Source organism: Ralstonia sp. RRA, assembly GCF_037023145.1.
In the GTDB taxonomy this organism is placed as follows: Bacteria; Pseudomonadota; Gammaproteobacteria; order Burkholderiales; family Burkholderiaceae; genus Ralstonia.
Genome location: NZ_CP146091.1, coordinates 593,411 through 612,728, shown reverse-complemented (window position 1 = coordinate 612,728; position 19,318 = coordinate 593,411). Strand labels below are relative to the sequence as shown.

The 19,318-nt window shown below is 64.9% G+C and carries 18 protein-coding genes and 1 pseudogene; 10 read left to right on the top strand and 9 right to left on the bottom strand.

Annotation, left to right across the window (positions count from 1 at the left end):
• Nucleotides 1–122: 122 nt before the first annotated feature.
• The 5 genes and pseudogenes from V6657_RS02975 to V6657_RS02955 form a co-directional block, all read right to left on the bottom strand.
• Complete coding sequence (locus V6657_RS02975; protein WP_137884653.1) at nucleotides 123–410, bottom strand: hypothetical protein; 288 nt, start codon at nucleotides 408–410, stop codon at nucleotides 123–125.
• 163 nt (nucleotides 411–573) lie between these two features.
• On the bottom strand, nucleotides 574–1,344 hold the full coding sequence (locus tag V6657_RS02970; RefSeq protein ID WP_048934147.1) for an alpha/beta hydrolase: 771 nt from the start codon (nucleotides 1,342–1,344) through the stop codon (nucleotides 574–576).
• 568 nt (nucleotides 1,345–1,912) lie between these two features.
• Nucleotides 1,913–2,062, bottom strand: a pseudogene (locus tag V6657_RS02965) (voltage-gated chloride channel protein); the annotation flags it as partial.
• A 48-nt stretch (nucleotides 2,063–2,110) separates the two neighbouring features.
• Nucleotides 2,111–3,163 carry an AI-2E family transporter gene (locus V6657_RS02960; protein ID WP_048934145.1) on the bottom strand — a complete coding sequence of 351 codons (1,053 nt, stop codon included), beginning with the start codon at nucleotides 3,161–3,163 and terminating at the stop codon, nucleotides 2,111–2,113.
• A 139-nt stretch (nucleotides 3,164–3,302) separates the two neighbouring features.
• Nucleotides 3,303–3,899 (bottom strand): TetR/AcrR family transcriptional regulator, encoded by a 597-nt coding sequence (locus V6657_RS02955; RefSeq protein WP_048934144.1) that lies wholly within the window; start codon nucleotides 3,897–3,899, stop codon nucleotides 3,303–3,305.
• 173 nt (nucleotides 3,900–4,072) lie between these two features.
• Between V6657_RS02955 and V6657_RS02950 the strand changes: the two genes are divergently transcribed.
• Both V6657_RS02950 and V6657_RS02945 read left to right on the top strand, forming a co-directional pair.
• Nucleotides 4,073–5,131 (top strand): MBL fold metallo-hydrolase, encoded by a 1,059-nt coding sequence (locus tag V6657_RS02950; RefSeq protein WP_048934143.1) that lies wholly within the window; start codon nucleotides 4,073–4,075, stop codon nucleotides 5,129–5,131.
• 459 nt (nucleotides 5,132–5,590) lie between these two features.
• Nucleotides 5,591–7,348 (top strand): GGDEF domain-containing protein, encoded by a 1,758-nt coding sequence (locus tag V6657_RS02945; RefSeq protein ID WP_048934141.1) that lies wholly within the window; start codon nucleotides 5,591–5,593, stop codon nucleotides 7,346–7,348.
• A gap of 13 nt (nucleotides 7,349–7,361) precedes the next feature.
• Here the strand turns inward: V6657_RS02945 and V6657_RS02940 are convergent, their stop codons facing one another.
• Complete coding sequence (locus V6657_RS02940; RefSeq protein WP_048934192.1) at nucleotides 7,362–8,174, bottom strand: helix-turn-helix domain-containing protein; 813 nt, start codon at nucleotides 8,172–8,174, stop codon at nucleotides 7,362–7,364.
• A gap of 128 nt (nucleotides 8,175–8,302) precedes the next feature.
• On the opposite strand from V6657_RS02940, the gene V6657_RS02935 reads away from it, so the two are divergent.
• Nucleotides 8,303–8,971 carry a glutathione S-transferase family protein gene (locus V6657_RS02935; protein ID WP_048934140.1) on the top strand — a complete coding sequence of 223 codons (669 nt, stop codon included), beginning with the start codon at nucleotides 8,303–8,305 and terminating at the stop codon, nucleotides 8,969–8,971.
• Nucleotides 8,972–8,978: 7 nt separating this feature from the next.
• Here the strand turns inward: V6657_RS02935 and V6657_RS02930 are convergent, their stop codons facing one another.
• Nucleotides 8,979–10,781, bottom strand: coding sequence for a methyl-accepting chemotaxis protein (locus V6657_RS02930; protein WP_048934191.1), 1,803 nt, complete (start codon nucleotides 10,779–10,781; stop codon nucleotides 8,979–8,981).
• 233 nt (nucleotides 10,782–11,014) lie between these two features.
• Between V6657_RS02930 and V6657_RS02925 the strand changes: the two genes are divergently transcribed.
• From V6657_RS02925 to V6657_RS02900, 6 genes are all read left to right on the top strand, one after another.
• Nucleotides 11,015–12,121, top strand: coding sequence for an S-(hydroxymethyl)glutathione dehydrogenase/class III alcohol dehydrogenase (locus V6657_RS02925; RefSeq protein ID WP_048934139.1), 1,107 nt, complete (start codon nucleotides 11,015–11,017; stop codon nucleotides 12,119–12,121).
• Nucleotides 12,122–12,139: 18 nt separating this feature from the next.
• On the top strand, nucleotides 12,140–13,012 hold the full coding sequence (gene fghA, locus V6657_RS02920; RefSeq protein WP_048934138.1) for an S-formylglutathione hydrolase: 873 nt from the start codon (nucleotides 12,140–12,142) through the stop codon (nucleotides 13,010–13,012).
• A 194-nt stretch (nucleotides 13,013–13,206) separates the two neighbouring features.
• The gene (locus V6657_RS02915) at nucleotides 13,207–14,031 is read left to right on the top strand and encodes a paraquat-inducible protein A (RefSeq protein WP_048934190.1); all 825 of its coding nucleotides are present in this window, start codon (nucleotides 13,207–13,209) and stop codon (nucleotides 14,029–14,031) included.
• Nucleotides 14,028–14,735: a paraquat-inducible protein A gene (locus tag V6657_RS02910; protein WP_048934137.1), complete on the top strand. Its 708-nt coding sequence runs from the start codon at nucleotides 14,028–14,030 to the stop codon at nucleotides 14,733–14,735. Before V6657_RS02915 ends, V6657_RS02910 begins: the two co-directional genes overlap by 4 nt.
• The gene (locus V6657_RS02905; protein ID WP_048934136.1) at nucleotides 14,732–16,375 is read left to right on the top strand and encodes an MlaD family protein; all 1,644 of its coding nucleotides are present in this window, start codon (nucleotides 14,732–14,734) and stop codon (nucleotides 16,373–16,375) included. Before V6657_RS02910 ends, V6657_RS02905 begins: the two co-directional genes overlap by 4 nt.
• Entirely contained in the window at nucleotides 16,372–17,013 is a 642-nt protein-coding gene (locus V6657_RS02900) for an ABC-type transport auxiliary lipoprotein family protein (protein ID WP_048934135.1), read from the top strand. The genes V6657_RS02905 and V6657_RS02900 overlap by 4 nt, the downstream gene beginning before the upstream one ends.
• A gap of 11 nt (nucleotides 17,014–17,024) precedes the next feature.
• On the opposite strand, the gene V6657_RS02895 is transcribed toward V6657_RS02900, so the two are convergent.
• Nucleotides 17,025–18,488 (bottom strand): PLP-dependent aminotransferase family protein, encoded by a 1,464-nt coding sequence (locus V6657_RS02895; RefSeq protein WP_048934134.1) that lies wholly within the window; start codon nucleotides 18,486–18,488, stop codon nucleotides 17,025–17,027.
• A 194-nt stretch (nucleotides 18,489–18,682) separates the two neighbouring features.
• On the opposite strand from V6657_RS02895, the gene V6657_RS02890 reads away from it, so the two are divergent.
• Nucleotides 18,683–19,051: a hypothetical protein gene (locus V6657_RS02890; protein WP_053166387.1), complete on the top strand. Its 369-nt coding sequence runs from the start codon at nucleotides 18,683–18,685 to the stop codon at nucleotides 19,049–19,051.
• Here V6657_RS02890 and V6657_RS02885 read toward each other — a convergent pair.
• Entirely contained in the window at nucleotides 19,048–19,257 is a 210-nt protein-coding gene (locus tag V6657_RS02885; RefSeq protein ID WP_048934133.1) for a hypothetical protein, read from the bottom strand. The genes V6657_RS02890 and V6657_RS02885 overlap by 4 nt on opposite strands.
• Between the last annotated feature and the right edge of the window lie 61 nt (nucleotides 19,258–19,318).

The following is a 19,318-nucleotide window of genomic DNA, read 5'->3' as shown; positions in this document are numbered from 1 at the left end:
TCGACTGTAGGTGCGCATTCTTACTCGAGTCTTACCCGCTTTCTGATAAGCATCCAAGCCACAATTTGCATTGCCGAATAACCCGCTGGATTCCGCAGCGGTGATGGATGGAGCGCGCGGGTTCAGCTCAGCCCAACAACCTGGCGTGCTGTCCGGCGGAAGGTGGTCGTCACCGCATCGCCGTCGAGGTAGACACCAACAAGGGCGGCATCGCGCAGCAGGACCAAGGCAGCGGCGGCTTGGTTTGCGTTCGGGATGCCTGCCGCCTTGCACACGGCACCGAGCCTCTGGCGGAACCATGCACAATGCCTGTCGATGACCTCGCGAATCTCGCCATCAGGGTATTCGGCTGCGGCATTGATGAACGGACAACCACGCCGGTGATAACGGCGAGCGTCATCTGTCGACAAAAGCTGATGCCCACGCGTCGTGAGGAAAGGTGGGCGATCTAACCGCTGCCACAGAATCAGCGAAGCAACCCCGTATGCGAATCTGTTGAAGCAGCACAGTTCAAATCGATGTCCGCCCCGCCTCGGACCAGCACACCGGTCTGAGGCGGGGCGTCGCGTTGCTTCAGTTTTTGATGGATTGCTTTGCGGCCTGCTCAATGAGCTTCGCCACTTCAGCCGGATGCGAGATGTAGGCGACGTGGCTGGCGTTCTTGATCTCGATCGTCTTGCTGCCGGCGCGTGAGGTCATGAAGCGCTCCAGGTCAGGATTGATCGCACGGTCCGCAGTGGCCACGAGCGCCCAGCTCGGCTTCGTCCTCCAGGCAGCCTGCTTGATCGGCACGCCAAACGACTGCGCAGCCGGTGTCACCTGCGAGATCGCCATGAACTTGGCTTCAGCGGCGGGCACGTCGGCGGCAAAGTCCGCGGGGAAGGCCGCCGGGTCAAAGTACAGATAGCCATCGGGCGTCGGCTTGATGGCCTGGGTGGCGGGCGGCATCTTCTTGGTCAGGTCGAGCGGGCTTTCGCCGGTGTCGGGCTGGAACGCGGCTACATAGACCAGACCCGCCACCTTCTCATGGTTGCCGGCCTCCGTGATGACGGCGCCACCGTAGCTATGGCCGACCAGAATGCTGGGGCCGTCCTGCGCCTCAACCACGCGGGTGGTGGCCTTCACGTCTTCATCGAACGACGTCTCGGGTTGCTGCACGACGGAGACCTGGTAGCCATCGCGCATGAGAATCTTGGCCACGGCCTGCCAGCCTGACCCATCGGCAAAGTAACCGTGCACCAGCACGATGTTCTTGACGGGCGCGGCGGCCGCGGCGTTCGAGCTAAGCGCCACTGCTGAGAAGGCGACTGCGGCGGCGCGGATTGCGTATGAGAGGGCTTTCATGGTGACACTCCTTGGGGCTGTGTGGACAAAGGCACATCGTCTGAAGGCGAAGCGGCAGAACGAGCGGTTGATCGGGGGAAGAACAGCCGCGCATCAACACATCGCCGGATATCCGTCTTGCCCACCATTTGTTCTACCTATGAACAGCTGTGCGCATAGCGGATGTGATCTGAATCCTAGGAATGCCACTAAAATTACGCAAATACATAGCGCCGATATCGACTATCCGAATTTCAGATAGTGGTGAGGGGCCTGTTCAGCAACGGCCCGCCCATGTCGCGCCCATCGCGCCAACGCCTTACGCGCCGGAAAACTCGATGACTGGCTCGCAGCGGACGGGAAAATTGACGGAGTTCGCCACGTAACACTGCGCACGCTCGACGACCATCGCGCATCTCAATTCAGCCAAAGCCATCGTGATGGAACGCGTCGAAAGCGATTGAGGATGGAGATCGCGCGTGGCCTGACCCGCAGATCCGCGTTGCGGGCGTTCAGTGGAGACTGCGGATGCCTGCCCGATCGCCTGCGCGGCAGACAGGCCAGCCTCGTCTGGCTCGGACGGGCGCACCGCATGACTGATGCGCTGCGCGTGATAGATGCCGGCGTGACCTGAGAAGCGGTAGCTCACCACGCAGGCAATGCCAGCAAACGAGCCAACCTCGGGCCCGAAGGGCGCCATCGCCATCAGGGTCGATGTAATGGGCGTATTGGCTGCGCCCCTAACGCCGTGGGCATGGGCGTGACGCCCATCACGGCGCGGCCTGTGTCACTCGGCCTGCCCGGCGCGCGCAAAGATGTCCCAGCTCGCCATGAACAGCGCGGCGACGAGTGGCCCGATCACGAAGCCGTTGATGCCGAATAGCGCCATCCCGCCCAGTGTTGAGATCAGCACGACCCAGTCGGGCATCTTCGTGTCCTTGCCGACGAGGATCGGGCGCAGCAGGTTGTCCACGAGCCCGATCACGCCCACGCAGAACACCACGAGGATCGCGCATTTCCCCAGTTCGCCCGTCGCCAGGAAGTACAGCGCGGCCGGCACCCAGACAATGCTCGCGCCAATCGCGGGCAGCAGCGACAGAAATGCCATCAGTGCACCCCACAGCACGACGCCCTGGATACCCACGACCGAGAAGATGAAGCCGCCCAGTGCACCCTGCACGAGCGCCACTGCGATGTTGCCCTTCACGGTGGCGCGCACGACCGTCGTGAACTTGGCCAGCAACAGGTTCTTATGCGCTTCATCAAGCGGCAGCGCGCGGCGCACGCGACGGCCGATCTCGCCGCCGTCGCGCAGCAGGAAGAACACCATGTACAGCATCACGCCAAAGCTGACGACAAACTGGAACGTGTTCTGGCCGATGCTGAGCGCCTGGGTGGCCGCAAACTGGCTGATCTGCGCGGCACCGTCGCTAAGCTTGCGCTGGAGCGCGGGCAAGTTGGCCAGACCGTACTTGGCAAGCAACTGTTGGATCGACGTCGGCAGTACATGGATGGCGTCCTGGAAGTACTGCGAATAGTTGGGCTGCGCGTTCTTGATTTCCTGATAGACGTAGGCCACTTCCTGCACGAGCGTGATCGCCACGAACAAGAGCGGCAGGATCACGATCAGGATGATGAGCGTGAGCGTGACAAACGCGGCCAGATTGCGTCGCTTATTGAACCGGGCGACCAGCCAGCGCTGCACGGGCTGGAACAGGATCGCCAGGATGCCGCCCCAGAACACCGCCCCAAAAAAAGGCGAGAGTATCCAGCAAAGCCCGACGGTGACGGCGAACAGCAGAAGGTAGAAAAAGTACTGGCGGTCGTGTCCGCTATCCATGGTGCGCCTTCGCGTGCAGGTGAAATCTGAAGGCTCCGGGCAAGGCCGGAGCCACGAGAGTTGAACCGGAGTATGCCCGCGACGATGCTGTTGTCATAGCGGTTTGCACACGCAGCCGCCAGCGCACGCAAAGGTGGCGTTACACGGGCATCGGGTTGCGCAATCCAGAGACCATCAGCCCAACCAGGCGCTTCGCACCGGCCTCCCAATCGGTGTCGACGCCGAACGTGGCCACACCGGCGATGGCACACAGCAGTTCAAGCGGTTCGATCGGCTGATGGATGTCACCCGCCTCTCTTGCACGCTGCATCAGCAAGGTCAGTGCCTCGACGATCGCGTCGGCAGACAGGGTGCACAGCGTGTCGCTGCCCTCGTCATCCTGGCCGCTGATTAGGCAGTTGAGCACGTCGGCGTGAATCTGCTTGTTGGCCAGATAGCCGATGAACAGGAGTAGCCACGCCTGAATGGCATCCAAGGGCGCGAGCTCAGCGGACAGCTGATGTGCAGCCTCAACGAGCCGGTTGCCTTCATCCCGGTAGATCTCGTCGATCAGCGCCTCGCGCGTCGGAAAGTGCCGGTACAGCGTGCCGATCCCCAGGCCCGCCTCGCGCGCAATCTCTTCAAGGCTGGCGGAAACCCCCTTCTGCGCAAACGCCACCTTGGCCACGTCCAGCAGACGTTGGCGGTTGCGTTCGGCATCGGCTCGGGGTTTTCGGCTTGTGATCTTCTCGGCCACTGAATCAGGTCTCGCTTGACAAACGGAGGATGCCTCCGCATATTAAGCGGAGGCCGCCTCATGTTATGTCCTCCCATCCGGCGGCGCAAGGCATCATCACAGCGGAGGACGCATCAGCCGGGGCTCACTGCCTTGCCTGATCCGCTAATCCGTTGCTGTTGGAGTTCCCCCTCATGTCCGCTTCGCCCTCACCGTCTGCCGCCCCGAACACACCGGCCGTCTCCGGCACAGATCGCGCTTTCCACAACGCAGCCCGCCGACCCAAGACCGGTTTCTGGGCTGGGCTGCGTCTGTTGTGGGCCTTCATCAACAAGCCGGCAGGTACGGTGCCGGACCAACCGGTGCCAACCCAGGCGTTGACGCGTGAAGCCCTGCTCGCCGCGCCGGACCGCTCACTGTTCCGTCTCGGCCACTCGACCGTGCTGCTCAAACTGCGCGGGGTCTTCTGGCTGACCGATCCGGTCTTTGCGGAGCGTGCCTCGCCGGTGCAGTGGCTCGGCCCCAAGCGGTTCCACGCGCCGCCCATCGCACTGGCAGACCTGCCGGAGATCGAGGCGGTCATCCTCTCGCATGACCACTACGACCATCTGGACCGCGCGACCGTCCGCACGCTGGCGCCCAAGGTGAAGCACTTCCTCACGCCATTGGGCGTGGGCGATCGGCTGATCGATTGGGGCATCGCCGCCGACAAGGTGCGGCAGCTCAACTGGTGGGAATCGACCACGGTGGGCGGCCTGCAGTTCACCGCCACGCCGGCGCAGCACTTCTCGGGCCGCGCGCCGTTTGACAACAATCGCACGCTATGGGCGTCGTGGGTCATGATCGATGACGACCTGCGGCTCTTCTTCAGCGGCGACACCGGCTACTTCCCCGGCTTCAAGACCATCGGCGAACGCTTCGGGCCATTCGACCTGACCCTCATGGAAACCGGTGCCTACGACCCGCGCTGGGCGTACGTGCACATGCTGCCGGAGCAGACCGTTCAGGCGCATCTGGATTTGCGCGGGCGCCGGCTCGTGCCGATCCACAACGGCACGTTCGATCTGGCGTTCCACGCCTGGCAGGATCCGTTCGAACGCATTGCCGCAGCGGCGCGTGCTCACTCGGTGGAGGTGCTGACGCCAACCATCGGTGCGCGGCTCGACATGGTGCAGCCGGGCCTCACACCAGCCTGGTGGCGCGCCCGGCCCGAAGCATCGCCGCTGGCTGCCGAGCCTTCCACGGCAACCTGAGCTGCCCCACGCTACAAGTTCACCGGTCAATCATCGGCAGGACTGGCTCCCGCCCGATCGCCATGATGTGCGATCGCTGTCGGCAGGTCGCCCATGCCCCCGCTTTGTCGTAGGTCACTTCGCACACGAACCTGCTCGCACGAAATCACGGGCAACGGGTTCGCTGACAGCGCCAGTACTGCTGCCACGGCAGAAGTCTGTGACGCCATACCCCAACGTTCCGCTCCAGGCACGCCATCGGGAATCCGCTGCGCTCGCTAAAGGATCCACAAGTATCCTTTTTCATTTGTTTGCAGTCTGGGGGCCGCGCGCGCGTTCAATGGCGGCGTAAAGATGCCCTCCGTCTTGCCGTTAGGCTGGATGAGCATCGCGCACATCCGCTGCGCCGCCACCTTCGCCGATTTGTCCGCTAGGGCCGCCACGACGCCACTGCTCCCGCTCATGTCCTCAGAAACGTCGATGGACAGGCGCTTCGGCGCCAGTGTCGCCATCGTCCTCATCCCGGTGCTCTCGCTCTCATGCTGGCTGCTCGGCTATGCATGGCTTGCCTATGGCCGGGCGGATGACGCCGCGCGCAGCTTCCAGGCGCTGCGCGCCGTACTGTTGACGATGGAGAAGGTCTCGGCCGAGCGCGGCCCCACCAACGGTGTGCTGGGCGAAGACCTGCCGCTGCCGGCCGAACGTACCGCCGCACTGCAACGCATGCGCGCCGCCAGCGATGAACGCCTCGCCGCGCTGCTCAACGCACTGCAACCCGATCACTGCCCCGACTGCATTGCCGACGCCAATGCCGCGCGCCAGGCGCAGGCCGACCTGTCCCGCGCGCGCCAGAACGTCGACAACCTCGTCGCCCTGCCCCTGCCGTCGCGCAGCAATGGTGCGCTGGCGGATGCGGTGGACCGCATGATCGGGGTGATTCCCGAATTCATGCCGATCATCAACGCACGCACGGCCAACATCACGCGCGGCGACCCCGACGTGCTCAACTGCCTGACACTGGCCCGGCTGGCCGCCGACCTGCGCGAGTACGCCGGCCAGCTCGGCTCGCGCTTCACCAGCGCGCTGGCCATGCGCCGCAAGCTGACGCAGCGTGAACAGCTCGCCATCGAGCGCACGCATGGCCGCATCGACCAGCTGCGCGCCATGATCGAGACGCGCATCGTGCGCGGGTCCGCGCTGGACCAGCAGGCCATGGACACGCTGAATGCACAGTACTTTGGCGACGGCCTACGCTATCTCGAAGCCGTGCGTGCCGCCACCAGCCAACCCGGCGGGGCGAACGTCACCACTGGCCAGTTCGCCGAGCGCTACGTGCCGACCATGCGCGCCATCACCGATTTCCGCGACAACGTGCTGCGCCTGGCCGAAGACGACATCCGCGCGCACCGGGGCGCCATGCTCTGGGTGCTGCTGGGCTCGGCGGCGGCCGTGCTGTCGGTGCTGGGGGCGCTGGCGTGGATGATCGTCTCGTTCCGCCGTGACGTGGTGCGGCCGTTCGTCAACGCCACGCGCCTGATCGATGCCATCGCAAGCGGCAACCTGAGCCTGCATATCCCGACCAGCTTCACGCGGCGCGAAATCCGCGCGATGTTCGAGGCGATCCGCGTACTGCGCATCAACAGCATCGAGCGGCGCCGGCTTGAACTGGAGCGCGCGCACCTGATGCAGGAACTCGCGCGCATGGCCGAGACCGACCCGCTCACCCAACTGCTGAACCGCCGCGCCTTTGAAGATCAGTCGATTGCGATGTGCAAGGCGCCCACACCCAAGGCGCCGCTCATCGCGCTGGTGATGTTTGACGTTGACCACTTCAAGCGCATCAACGACACCTACGGCCACGCCGTCGGTGACGAGGCACTGCGCACCGTCGCGCGCCTGTGCCGCACCGATGGCCCTGCAGCCGACCTGGTGGCACGCATTGGCGGCGAGGAATTCGCGGTGATGGTGTGGGCAGACAGCCTGGAGCAAGCACGCAGCGTGGCCGAGCGCCTACGCAGGGGCATTGCCGAGGTAACCGTACCGACCGGCACCGACGTGCCCTGCCGCATGACAGCCAGCTTTGGCGTGGCCGTGGCGCAGGCGGTGGACCACCCGACGCTGGAATCGCTGCTCAAACGTGCGGACCGCCTGCTGTATGAAGCCAAGCTGGCCGGACGCAACCGTGTGATGAGCGATCCGCCATCGCCTACGCACGACCTGTCGGCAGCGGCCGACTGAGGCGCATGGCGCGTCAGGGTTGATTGGTGCGCCGGTACTCTGCCGGCGCCTTGCCAACAAGACGACGGAAATCGCGCGTGAAGTGCGCCTGGTCGAAATAACCCAGCGCATGCGCAAGTTCGGCCAGATCGACGGCCGCGCCGTTGGCAAGTTGATCGGCCGCTTCATGCAGGCGGTAACGGCGAATCACCCACTTGGGCGTCACGCCCACGTACTCCGAGAACATTTGCTGCAGCGTGCGCTCGCTCAGGGCCGCGCGTTCGGCCAGATCGCGCACCTGGGTCAAACTCGCGTCCTGCTGCAGCATCTGCAGGATGGTGTGGATGCGCTCGACCTGCGGGTCGGGCGGCGGCAGCACGCGCAACAGCAAGGTTTCTGCCGCAGCCACCATGCCCGCGTCATCCTGTGCGCTCAGCACGATCTCTTCGGCCTGCACATCGTCGCAATCAAGCAGCGTGGAGACTGGCAGAACCTTGTCGGTCAGCAATTGCAAGGGCTTGCCGAAGAACGCACGAAAGGCGCCGGGCCGAAAGCGCAGGCCGATCACGCGACCCGCCTCGGCCAGCGTGGTCTCGAAGGCGCCTGACACCACGCCAAAGATGCCGGTCTGCCGCCGGTCGAACACCACATTCACGCACGGATACGGCAGCGTGCGCTGCGTAAACGGCGGCTGGCCATGCAGATCCCATTCAACGATCCAGTGGTGATCCAGCACGCCGGCCAGCGCGGCACTCGGCTGGTAGCGGTTCAAGCGAACGCGCTGGCGAAAGGCCAGCGGATCGACCACGCCCTTGGGGCGCTCGGCAACATCATGCAGATCGGTCATGGAAACGGCATCGGGAGCGATGTCGCGATGATGCACCGCCGCAGCGGGTTTTTCCAAGACGCGAGGGGAATCGTCAGCCTACAGTGACAGTCTCTGATTCACGCATCCACCGCACACCGGAGACCACGATGTCGCAAGACCGCCACCTGATCCTCTACCACTCACCGCGCAGCCGCTCGCGCGGCGTGCGCATGCTGCTCGAAGAACTGGGCGCCGACTATGAACTGCACCCCTTCGACCTGAGCACGGGCGAGCACAAGGCGCCGGCGTTCCTGGCCCTCAACCCGCTGGGCAAAGTACCGACGCTACGCCACGGTGACGAGGTGGTGACCGAGCAGGCCGCCATCTACATGTATGCGGCAGAGCTGTATCCGGAGGCGGGTCTGTCACCGGCAGTGGGAGATCCGCTGCGTGGTGCCTACCTGCGCTGGATGGCGTTCTATGGCGCGTGCTTTGAGCCGGCCGTGGTGGACCGCTCGATGAAGCGCGAGCCAGCCGCCTATTCGCTGTCGCCATATGGCGACTTCGACACCGTGGTCAACACGATCAACGCGCAGCTCGCCAAGGGGCCTTACCTGCTGGGTGAACGCTTCACGGCGGCAGACGTGCTCTGGGGTGCCGCGTTGGATTGGATCACGAAGTTCAAGCTGATGCCGGAAACACCCGTGGTGCGCGCCTACATTGACCGCGTCATGGCACGCCCGGCCATGCAACGTGCGCAAGCAGCCGATCTGGCGCTGGCGGCACAACAGGACGAAGCCAAGGCGGCCGCCAGCGCAGCCGCCCCGGGAGCCTGAGTCAGGCTCAATGCGACAGACGGAACTGCCCCACGGCCTCGTTGAGGTTGTGGGCCTGTTCCTCGAGCGATTCCGCCGCAGCGGCAGCTTGCTCGACGAGCGCCGCATTCTGCTGGGTCACCTGGTCCATCTGGTTGACGGCCTGGTTGACCTGCTCGATGCCGCTGCTCTGCTCTTCCGACGCGGACGAGATCTCGCCCATGATGTCGGTCACGCGCTTCACCGCGTCGACGATCTCGGCCATCGTCACACCGGCCTGATCGACCAGCGCCGTGCCGTTGGAAACACGATCCACCGAGTCGCTGATCAGCGCCTTGATCTCCTTGGCCGCACCGGCTGAGCGCTGCGCGAGACTGCGCACTTCGCTGGCCACCACGGCAAAGCCGCGGCCTTGTTCACCCGCGCGGGCGGCTTCCACCGCAGCGTTCAACGCCAGGATGTTGGTCTGGAACGCGATGCTTTCGATCACGCCGATGATGTCGGCAATCTTCTTGCTGCTCTCGTTGATGCCGCCCATGGTCTGCACGACCTGGCCGACCACATTGCCGCCGCGCGTGGCAACGTCCGACGCCGTCACGGCGAGTTGGCTCGCTTGACGTGCATTGTCGGCGTTTTGCTTCACGATGCTCGTGAGCTCTTCCATGCTCGATGCGGTTTCTTCCAGCGAGCTGGCCTGCTCTTCCGTGCGCTGCGACAGGTCGGCATTGCCGGCAGCAATCTCCTGCGCGGCGGAGCGCACCGAATCGCTGCCCAGGCGGATCTGCTGCATCACTGCCGTGAGCTTGTCGGCAAAGGTGTTGAACGAGCGGGCGATCTGCGCGACTTCATCTTCGCCGTCCGACGGCAGGCGCTTGGTGAGGTCACCACTGCCCGAGCCGATGTCGTCCATTGCGTCACGGATCAACGAGAGGCGGCGGAACGCACGCGCAGTCATTGCGCCGACGATCAGCGCGGCCACCACGGCCACAGCCACCAGCGCGCCAATCGAGGTCATGACCAGCGAGCGCATGCCGGCCGTGGCATCGGACTTGTCCAGTGCCACCACCAGGCCCCAGTCGGTGCCTTTCACGCCTTGGCGGTAGAGCAGCTTGGTCGCGCCGTTCACATCCACTTCCACCGGCTTGGTGGCTTGCGCCAGGAGGCCAAGCGTGGCTTCGTTCAGGCCGGCCGACAGGTCGGTCGCGGGCTTGAGCGTGAGCTTGTCATCGGGGTGCGCAACGATCTTGCCGGCTGCGTTGACGAGGAAGCCGAAGCTGGCCTGCGTCGGGTGGATCGCCTTGACGTTGGCGATCACGCTGTCCATGGCCACGTCGCCGCCAATCACGCCCTTGAGGCCGCCATCGCGCAGGATGGGCACCGCGAACGTCACCACCAGCTGGCCGGTGCTTGCGCTCACGTACGGCGGCGTCACCACCGGCTTGCCTGCGTCGGCGGCCTGCTTGTACCAGGGGCGCGCGGTCGGGTCGTAGGTGGGCGGAATGCCTTCGGGGTTCGAGAACTTGTACGTCTTGTCGGGGTAGCCGACATACACGTTGATGAAGCCGCCGGCCTGATGCACGGCCTTGAATACGGTAATCGGGTCTGCCGACAGCGCCACGTCCTGCAGCGACGACATCATCTGCGTTTTGGCAGCAATCCAGTCGTCAATGCCGGCGATATGGCCACGGGCCACGGATTGCAGGTTCTGGCGGATCGACTCGTCGTTGTACGAGCGGGTGACGAGATAGTTGAGGCCACCAGCGAAAGTCAGTGCGCCGACCACGATGGCAACGCAGGTCAGCAAAATGCGGGTACGAATGGAAGCAAGCACGGTATGGTTTCCTACGAAGCCCATGGCGGCGGTTCCGCCATGTAAGGCAAGCAGCACATGGCCCTGTCAGCCGTGCCGTCGCTCAAGAAACGGCCGTCGAAAGGAAATCTGAAGCCTGATCTGACGCCTGTTATGCACCTGACACATTGCCGCGGCAGGCAACGCTCTACAATCGCGCGTCTTGCATCAAGCCGGGTTGCCGAGCCGCACGCCCACTACCAAAAGGAGTCCACATGAAAACCAAAGCCGCCATCGCCTGGAAAGCCGGTGCCCCGCTCACCGTGGAAGAAGTCGACCTGCAGGGCCCGCGCGCCGGCGAGGTGCTGGTCGAGATCAAGGCCACCGGCATCTGCCATACCGATTACTACACGCTCTCGGGTGCCGATCCGGAAGGCATCTTCCCGGCCATCCTCGGCCATGAAGGCGCGGGCGTGGTGCTGGAGGTGGGCGCAGGCGTGACGTCGCTGAAGGCGGGTGACCATGTGATTCCGCTCTACACGCCCGAATGCCGCCAATGCAAGTTCTGCCTGTCGCGCAAGACCAACCTGTGCCAGGCGATTCGCGCCACGCAGGGCAAAGGGCTGATGCCGGACGGCACGTCGCGCTTCTCGCTCGACGGCAAGCCGCTGTTCCATTACATGGGCACGTCCACGTTTGCCAACCACATCGTGGTGCCGGAGATTGCACTGGCCAAAATCCGCCCGGACGCGCCGTTCGACAAGGTCTGCTACATCGGCTGCGGCGTCACCACGGGCGTGGGCGCGGTGGTCTACACGGCCAAGGTGGAAGCCGGCGCCAACGTGGTGGTGTTCGGCCTGGGCGGCATCGGGCTGAACGTGATCCAGGGCGCCAAGATGGTCGGCGCGGACAAGATCATCGGTGTGGACCTGAACCCCGGGCGTGAAGCGATGGCGCGCAAATTCGGCATGACGCACTTCATCAACCCGAAGGACGTCGACAACGTGGTCGACCACATCATCCAGCTCACCGATGGCGGTGCGGACTACTCGTTCGAATGCATCGGCAACACGCAGGTCATGCGTCAGGCGCTGGAGTGCACGCACAAGGGCTGGGGCCAGTCGATCATCATCGGCGTGGCGGAAGCCGGCGCGGAAATCAGCACGCGCCCGTTCCAGCTCGTCACCGGCCGTGAGTGGAAGGGCTCGGCCTTTGGCGGCGCACGCGGCCGCACGGATGTGCCGAAGATCGTCGACTGGTACATGGAGGGCAAGCTCAACATCGACGACCTGATCACGCACACGCTGCCGCTGGAGCGCATCAATGAGGGCTTCGACCTGATGAAGCGCGGCGAGTCGATCCGGTCTGTCGTTCTGTACTGAGGATTGGAGAGCCACGCGATGACCCTCCCCGTGCCCGCACTTGAGTTGATCTCCGAGCACGCCTGCTTTGGTGGCGTGCAGCGTTTCTATCGGCATGCCTCGACGGCGATTGGGCTGCCGATGCGCTTTTCGGTCTACCTGCCGCCGCAGGCGCTGGCCGGCGAGAAATGCCCCGCGCTGTTCTTCCTGGCGGGCCTGACCTGCACGGAAGAGACCTTCGCCATCAAGGCCGGTGCACAGCGCGTGGCGGCGCGCGAGGGCCTTATCCTGATCGCGCCCGACACCAGCCCACGCGGCGCCAACGTGCCCGGCGAAACGGACAGCTGGGATTTCGGCGTCGGTGCCGGCTTCTACCTGGACGCTACCCAGGCGCCCTGGCGCGAGCACTACCGCATGGAGAGCTACATCGCCGAGGAGCTGCATCACATCGCGCGGGTGGCGTTTCCGGTGGCCGCTGGGCGCCTCGGTATCTTCGGGCACTCGATGGGCGGCCACGGCGCGCTGACGCTGGCGTTACGACATCGGGAGCGCTTCGCCTCGGTCTCGGCGTTCGCGCCGATTGCGCATCCATCTGTGTGCCCGTGGGGCATCAAGGCATTCACTGGGTATCTCGGCGATGACCACGCCGCGTGGGCCGCGCACGACGCCACGTTGCTGATGCGGCAGGCGCAGTGCCCGTTCCCTGGCGGCATCCTTATCGATCAGGGCGAAGCCGACAAATTCCTCGCCGAGCAGCTCTATCCCGACGACTTTGCCGCCGCGTGCGCCGCCGCCGGACAACCGCTGCAACTACGCCGCCACCCCGGCTACGACCACGGCTACTACTTCATCGCATCTCTGATCGAAGACCACCTGGCGCATCACGCAGCCCAACTGGGCGCCGGCGCTTAATCAAGAAGACAACCTTCAAACAATGTGGATGGCGGGATTCTTGCACTGTTTCCACCGTCAAAATGCGAACCCAAGGTGCGGGGGCTTATACATTCAAGCCTGTATGTATAATCACCCCCAACCTGATCCGGCATACGGCTGCGCTTTATTATGTGGCGCATACGTTGCATAACGGCCTGCTCGCCGGCCAGACGATGGAGTTGTTCGACGTGAAATTCCCCTTCCCGCTGCCGCAGTCGTGGCGCGCAGCCCTGCCCGGGCTGACGCCGGACGACGCATCGGGCGCCCCTTCCACCACATCTGCCGCCCAGGTCGCACAGCCGCTGCCCGGGGATCCCGACGCGTGGATCGCCTGCGAGCACTGCGACACGCTGCATCGCCACGAGGTGATCGCGCTGGATGAAGAGGCGCGCTGCACGCGCTGCGGCGTCAAGCTGTATCGCAATCAGAGCGAGCGGCTCTCTGTACTGCTGCCGTTGATCGTGACGGGGCTGATCGTCTACTTCGTCGCCAACAGCTTCCCGATTGCCGAGCTCAACGGCGGCGGCAACCGCAACACCACCACGCTGTGGGGCGCCGTTGAAGCGCTGTACAACTACAACATGGTGTTTGCGGCTGTACTGGTAGGCCTGACCACGCTGCTGTTCCCGCTGCTGTACATGGCCGTGCTGGCACCGCTGCTGATTGCACGACTGCGCGGGCGGCAACATCCGGCTGCGGCGCTGGCGCTGCGCGCGGCGGCGTTGATCCGGCCCTGGGCCATGATCGAGATCTTCATGCTGGGCGTGGTGGTGGCGCTCATCAAGGTGGCGCACATGGTGTCGCTGCAGGCCGATGCAGGCCTGTGGGCGTTTGGTGCGCTGACGGTATTCATGACGATTGCGCTGTCGATCGACCTACGCCCGTTCTGGCGCGAGATCGGCATGACGCTCCAGCCGGGCACGCAGGTCGATGCGCCCACCGGCATGGATGCGGCTGCCCGCCCCGGTGAAGCAACCGACGGCGAGGGACACGCATGAGCACCACCACTCCCGCTCGCCCAATCCGGGCTGCGGCACACGGCCTCGCCACGTGCGAGCGTTGTGGCTTGCTCGCACGCATGCCCGGCGCACAAACCGCCGCCCACGCTGCGCTCACGCACGACGACGCGCCCGAGCACGCTGCCGCGCCGGTCTGCCCGCGCTGCCTGTCACCCATGCACGCACGCAAACCCGACAGCCTGATGCGCTGCTGGGCGCTGTTGATTGCCGCCATGGCCATGTACCTGCCGGCCAATATGCTGCCCGTGATGATTACCGACACGCTGGTCGGCACGCAGCAGGACACCATCATGAGCGGCATCGTCTATCTGTGGATGTCGGGCTCGTGGCACCTGGCCATCATCGTGTTCATCGCCAGCTTTTTCGTGCCGCTGGCCAAGCTGGGCATCCTGGCGGTGCTGTGCCTGTCGGTGCAGCAGCGCTGGCGCTGGAACCCGCGCTTTCGCACGCGCCTGTATGTGATTGTCGAAGCGGTTGGCCGCTGGTCGATGCTCGACGTATTCGTGGTGGCGTTGCTGGCAGGGCTGGTGCACCTGTCCACGCTGGCCGTCATCAAGCCTGGGCCCGGTGTCGGGCCATTCGCCGCCGTGGTGGTGCTGACCATGTTCGCCGCCCGCTGTTTTGACCCCCGCCTGATCTGGGACGCCGTCGACGAGCCCGATCCCGACGAGACCGATGCATGACCGACCCTATTGATAAAGACAACGTCCCCCCGCCGCGCCGTATGAAACGCAAGCGCTGGCTGCCGTCGCTGATCTGGCTGGTGCCCATCGTTGCACTCGTGGTGGGCGGCACGCTCATGGCGCGCGTGATCCTGGCGCGCGGTGCGCAGATCACGGTCACGTTCAGTTCGGCCGAGGGTATCGAAGCGGGCAAGACGCGCGTGAAATACAAGAGCGTCGACATTGGCGTCGTGAAGTCCATCGGGCTGACGGACGATCGCTCCGGCGCCGTTGCCCTGATCGAACTCACTCATGACGGCAAGGCCTTCGCTGTCTCCGACGCGCGCTTCTGGGTCGTACGCCCACGTGTTGCGGCCGGCAGCGTCTCGGGGCTGGGCACGCTGCTCTCAGGCGCCTATATCGGCGTGGACGGCGGGCGCTCCCACAACAGGAAATCCGCGTTCAAGGGGCTGGACACGCCGCCCGCCATCTACGCCGACACCCCTGGCAAGCAATTCACGCTGCATGCGCCAGATCTCGGCTCGCTCGATATCGGTTCGCCGGTGTACTTCCGCCGCGTGCGTGTAGGACAGGTCACCAGCTACGACATCGATATCGACGGCAAGGGCGTGACGCTACATGTCTTCGTGAATGCGCCGTTCGATAAGTTCGTCACACGTGGCACACGTTTCTGGAACGCCAGCGGGATCGACCTCAAACTCGACGCCAACGGTCTGAAGCTCGACACGCAATCCTTGCTGACCGTCGCGCTGGGCGGCATTGCCTTCCAGACACCGGAAGAGGCCGACCATGAGCCGGCCACGCCCAACACCGAGTATCAGCTCGTGCGCAACGAAGCCACGGCGCTCAAGGATCCGGAGCACATTTCACAAACGGTGGTGATGTACTTCCACCGCTCTCTGCGCGGGCTGACAGTGGGCGCACCGGTGGAGTTCAAGGGCATCAACGTGGGCGAGATCAAATCGATCGGCATCCACTACAGCAAGAAGCGCCATGATTTCGTGCTGCCCGTCACTGCCACGCTGTACCCGACGCGCTTTGGCATGGACATTCGCGACGACAACCCGCAACACGCGGTCGAGGATGTGCGCACACAGTTCGACGTACTCATCAAGAACGGCATGCGCGCGCAGTTGAAAAACGCCAGCTTGCTGACCGGCCAGCAATTTGTGCAACTCGACTTTGTCGACCCGGGCGATCGCGAAAAGACGCCGCCGCGCTTCGGCATGCGCGATCGCGATGGCGCCTACGTCTTCCCGACCGCCGACAACCCGACCGACGACATCGAGGCACAACTCGCCGGCATCGCCAAGAAGCTCAACAAGGTGCCGTTCGAGCAGATCGGCCAGGACATGCATCGCGCGCTAGGCACGCTGGACGCCACGCTCAAGCAGACCGAGCAACTGGCCAAGACCGTCAACAGCGACCTGGCTCCGCAGATGAAGGAAACGCTGGCCGAGGCACGCCGCACGCTGGAAACCGCACGGCAGACCTTCTCTGACGATGCGCCGCTGCAACGCAACGCGCGCGACACGCTGGATCAGGTTGCCAAAGCCGCCGCCTCGGTGCGCGTACTGACCGATTACCTGCAAACCCACCCCGAAGCGCTGATCCGGGGCAAGGCAAAGGATGCGCAATGATGCAAACGTCGATGCTGTCGTCTTCTCTTCGATTGGCCGGCGCGGTTGTCGCTGCCGCACTGGTGGCGGCGTGCGCCTCGCCCGAGCCGACGTTGCATACGCTGTCGCCGCGCAACGAGGCCCCCGCGCCTGATGCACGCTTCCTGCGCGCCTTCCGCCTGTCGGGCGTGCGCGTGCCGGATCGTCTGGACAAGCCACAGATCGTGCTGCGCACGTCTGACAGCGAGGTGCAGGCGCTGGAGCAGCAACGCTGGGCGGCGCCGTTCGGCTCGGAACTGCGTGATGCGCTGTCGGCCAATCTGGCCGGCGCGCTGTCGGCGGTGGATGCGGGGGGCGGCGTAGCGCCTGCGGGCGTGCCGCTCTATCGCATTGCTGCAGACATGCGCAGCTACGATGCGCGCCCCGGCCAGAACGTAGCCGCGCTGGTGACCTGGCGCGTGACGCGCGATGCGGCAACGCAGGCGCAGAGCTCCGCCACTGCCCTCACCTGCCAGAACACGTTGACGGTGCCGGCCAGCGCGGGTGTCGATGCCGTGGTGGCATCGACCCAGCAGTTGGTGCAGCAGTGGTCGCAACAGATCGCACAGAGCGTGCAGGGTCTGGAGTCGCACGCAGCCATGCCGGCCTGGTGCCGGTAGTTGCGCCTCGACTACGCTTCGGTGAGTTGCCGCGTCAGCTCGCCCAGCGTGGCCAACGCAGTCTCCAGGTTGGCCGAGGGCTCCAGCCCAAAGCAGATGCGGAAGAAATGATCGAAGCGGTTCAGGTTCGAGAACATCGTCCCCGGTGCAATGCGGATGCTGTGCTTGAGCGCTGCATCAAACAAGGCCACTGACGAAACGTTGGTCGGCAACTCCACCCACATCGCCAGCCCGCCCGACGGCACCGACAACCGCGTGCCGGCCGGGAAACACTCGGCAATCGACTCCGCCATGCGCTCGCGCTGCTCGCGCAAGGTCTGACGCAGCGTGCGGATATGGCGGTCATACGCCCCCGAGGCGATAAAGCGCCCGGCCACCACCTGCATCAACGAATCGTTCGGCCGCGACTGCGCAAACTTCAGCATCTGCACGCGCTCCTGCCAACGCCCAGCGGTCATCCAGCCCAGACGCAGGCCGGGTGCCACCGTCTTGCTCAATGAGGCGCAGTAGATCACGTTGCCCGTGCGGTCCCACGCCTTGATTGCCTTGAGCGGCGTGTTGCTGTCGGCCAGCGGGGTATAGGTGTCGTCTTCAATCAGGGCGATGTTGTGCTGCTCGCAGAAGGCCACCATGCGGCGCTTGGCCGCGTCGGGCATGATGCTGCCCAGCGGATTCTGCAGGTTGGGTACCACCACCACCGCGCGGATGTTGTCGTACGCCTGCACCGCCATCTCCAGCGCTTCGAGCGACATGCCAGTGCGCGGGCTGGTGGGAATCTCCACCGCGCGCATGCCCAGGCTCTCCAGCACTTGCAGCAAACCGTAGTACGTGGGCGACTCCACCGCCACCGTGTCACCTGGCTGCGCCACCGCGCGCAACGCGAGGTTCACCGCTTCGATGCAGCCGTGCGTGACAACCACATCGTCCGGTGCAATCTGCATCCCCATGTCGAGCGCGCGGCGCGCCACGGCGATCTGCAGTTCCGGGTGCCCATTGGGCATGACGGCCTGCGTGAGCAGGAACGGATGCCTGCGCAGCACCTGCGTGGCGATCCGGTTGAGTGCGGCCGACGGATACAGCGCCGGTGCCCCACTCGCCCCCGACAGATCGACGCGCGCATTGGCCTGCTGGCCACGCGCCACGATGGCCGACACGCGCGCGTGCACGCCCACGTAGGCAGCCGGGTCAGGCGTGGCCACCTCCGGCTCCTTCACCGGCGCCAGCAAGGCGCGACGCGGTTGCCGCACGAAATAGCCCGAGCGCTCGCGCGCTTCCAGCCAGCCCTCGGCTTCGAGGTGCCGACACACCTGCAGCGCCGTTGACAGGCTCACCCCATGTGTACGCATGAGCGTGCGCACCGACGGCATGCGTTCGCCCGGCATCAGCACCCCGCTGCGAATCGCGCCCAGGTAATGATCAGCCAGCATCCGGTAGAGAGGCTGCGCAGGCGAAGAGGTCAACTCGGTGACGGTCATGACAGGCGGACGACGGTGAGAGTCTCCCGCAGATCATGCAGGCAAGGACGTCACCGCAACAGATACAGACAACGCAAAACTGTACCGTAACAGATGGGCACAACGCCGGTGCTGTTGTGGTGCAAGCAGCGCTTTCTGTGTCTGTTACGGCCTGGGGCGCATGCTTAGTCTGCAGTCATGTACAGGAGATCGACATGACTGCCAGCACCCCCGACACCCCGCTCCACACCGAATGGCCTGCGTTACTACGCGGTGAATCCCGCCTCGAATGGTTGCCCGCCGGCACCATCGTAGTGGTCCTGGCGGGCAGCATCACGTTGGAATACCCGCCGCGCTGGCTGGCCGGCGAGGCGTACCGGATCCGCCAGACTTTCACGGAGGGCCACGCATATGCGCTGGAGGCTTCCGGCTGGTGGGGCTTGTATGCGGACCGGCCAGGCGGCGCACAACTGCGCGTGCTCGTGCCGGCCGCAACACCTTATCGGCGGGCACTGCTCGCACCACTGCACCGCTGGCTGGCGCTGCTCGGCGGGCGACAGCAGACACGGCGCGGACGCGCCTAGCGCTCACGCGACGGTGCGGGGTCGGGGTTGCGATGGCCGTCATCCCGGCGGATGGATGCGTTCTCGAAATCTCCCGGGTCTTCCTCACCGACCGCGCTCTCGCTGGGCAAAACGGGGCGATTCGGTTTGACTCGGTCGTCGCGGTCGTCGCGCGACTGACGCTCGGCGCCGGGCTTGGGTTGCGAAGGGTGCTTCTGCTGCTTCATCGTCGGACTCCTGCTGGCATGGCATGCCGCTCCACCACAGCGACGCAACCGGCGTACCACG

Excerpts from the sequence above, each read along its gene's own strand:
- V6657_RS02925 (WP_048934139.1), top strand. The coding sequence starts at position 11,015 with ATGAAAACCAAAGCCGCCATCGCCTGGAAAGCCGGTGCCCCGCTCACC.
- V6657_RS02895 (WP_048934134.1), bottom strand. The coding sequence starts at position 18,488 with ATGACCGTCACCGAGTTGACCTCTTCGCCTGCGCAGCCTCTCTACCGG.
- V6657_RS02910 (WP_048934137.1), top strand. The coding sequence starts at position 14,028 with ATGAGCACCACCACTCCCGCTCGCCCAATCCGGGCTGCGGCACACGGC.
- V6657_RS02905 (WP_048934136.1), top strand. The coding sequence starts at position 14,732 with ATGACCGACCCTATTGATAAAGACAACGTCCCCCCGCCGCGCCGTATG.
- V6657_RS02950 (WP_048934143.1), top strand. The coding sequence starts at position 4,073 with ATGTCCGCTTCGCCCTCACCGTCTGCCGCCCCGAACACACCGGCCGTC.
- V6657_RS02970 (WP_048934147.1), bottom strand. The coding sequence starts at position 1,344 with ATGAAAGCCCTCTCATACGCAATCCGCGCCGCCGCAGTCGCCTTCTCA.
- V6657_RS02935 (WP_048934140.1), top strand. The coding sequence starts at position 8,303 with ATGTCGCAAGACCGCCACCTGATCCTCTACCACTCACCGCGCAGCCGC.
- V6657_RS02945 (WP_048934141.1), top strand. The coding sequence starts at position 5,591 with ATGGACAGGCGCTTCGGCGCCAGTGTCGCCATCGTCCTCATCCCGGTG.
- V6657_RS02890 (WP_053166387.1), top strand. The coding sequence starts at position 18,683 with ATGACTGCCAGCACCCCCGACACCCCGCTCCACACCGAATGGCCTGCG.
- V6657_RS02940 (WP_048934192.1), bottom strand. The coding sequence starts at position 8,174 with ATGACCGATCTGCATGATGTTGCCGAGCGCCCCAAGGGCGTGGTCGAT.
- fghA (WP_048934138.1), top strand. The coding sequence starts at position 12,140 with ATGACCCTCCCCGTGCCCGCACTTGAGTTGATCTCCGAGCACGCCTGC.
- V6657_RS02960 (WP_048934145.1), bottom strand. The coding sequence starts at position 3,163 with ATGGATAGCGGACACGACCGCCAGTACTTTTTCTACCTTCTGCTGTTC.
- V6657_RS02915 (WP_048934190.1), top strand. The coding sequence starts at position 13,207 with ATGGAGTTGTTCGACGTGAAATTCCCCTTCCCGCTGCCGCAGTCGTGG.
- V6657_RS02885 (WP_048934133.1), bottom strand. The coding sequence starts at position 19,257 with ATGAAGCAGCAGAAGCACCCTTCGCAACCCAAGCCCGGCGCCGAGCGT.
- V6657_RS02900 (WP_048934135.1), top strand. The coding sequence starts at position 16,372 with ATGATGCAAACGTCGATGCTGTCGTCTTCTCTTCGATTGGCCGGCGCG.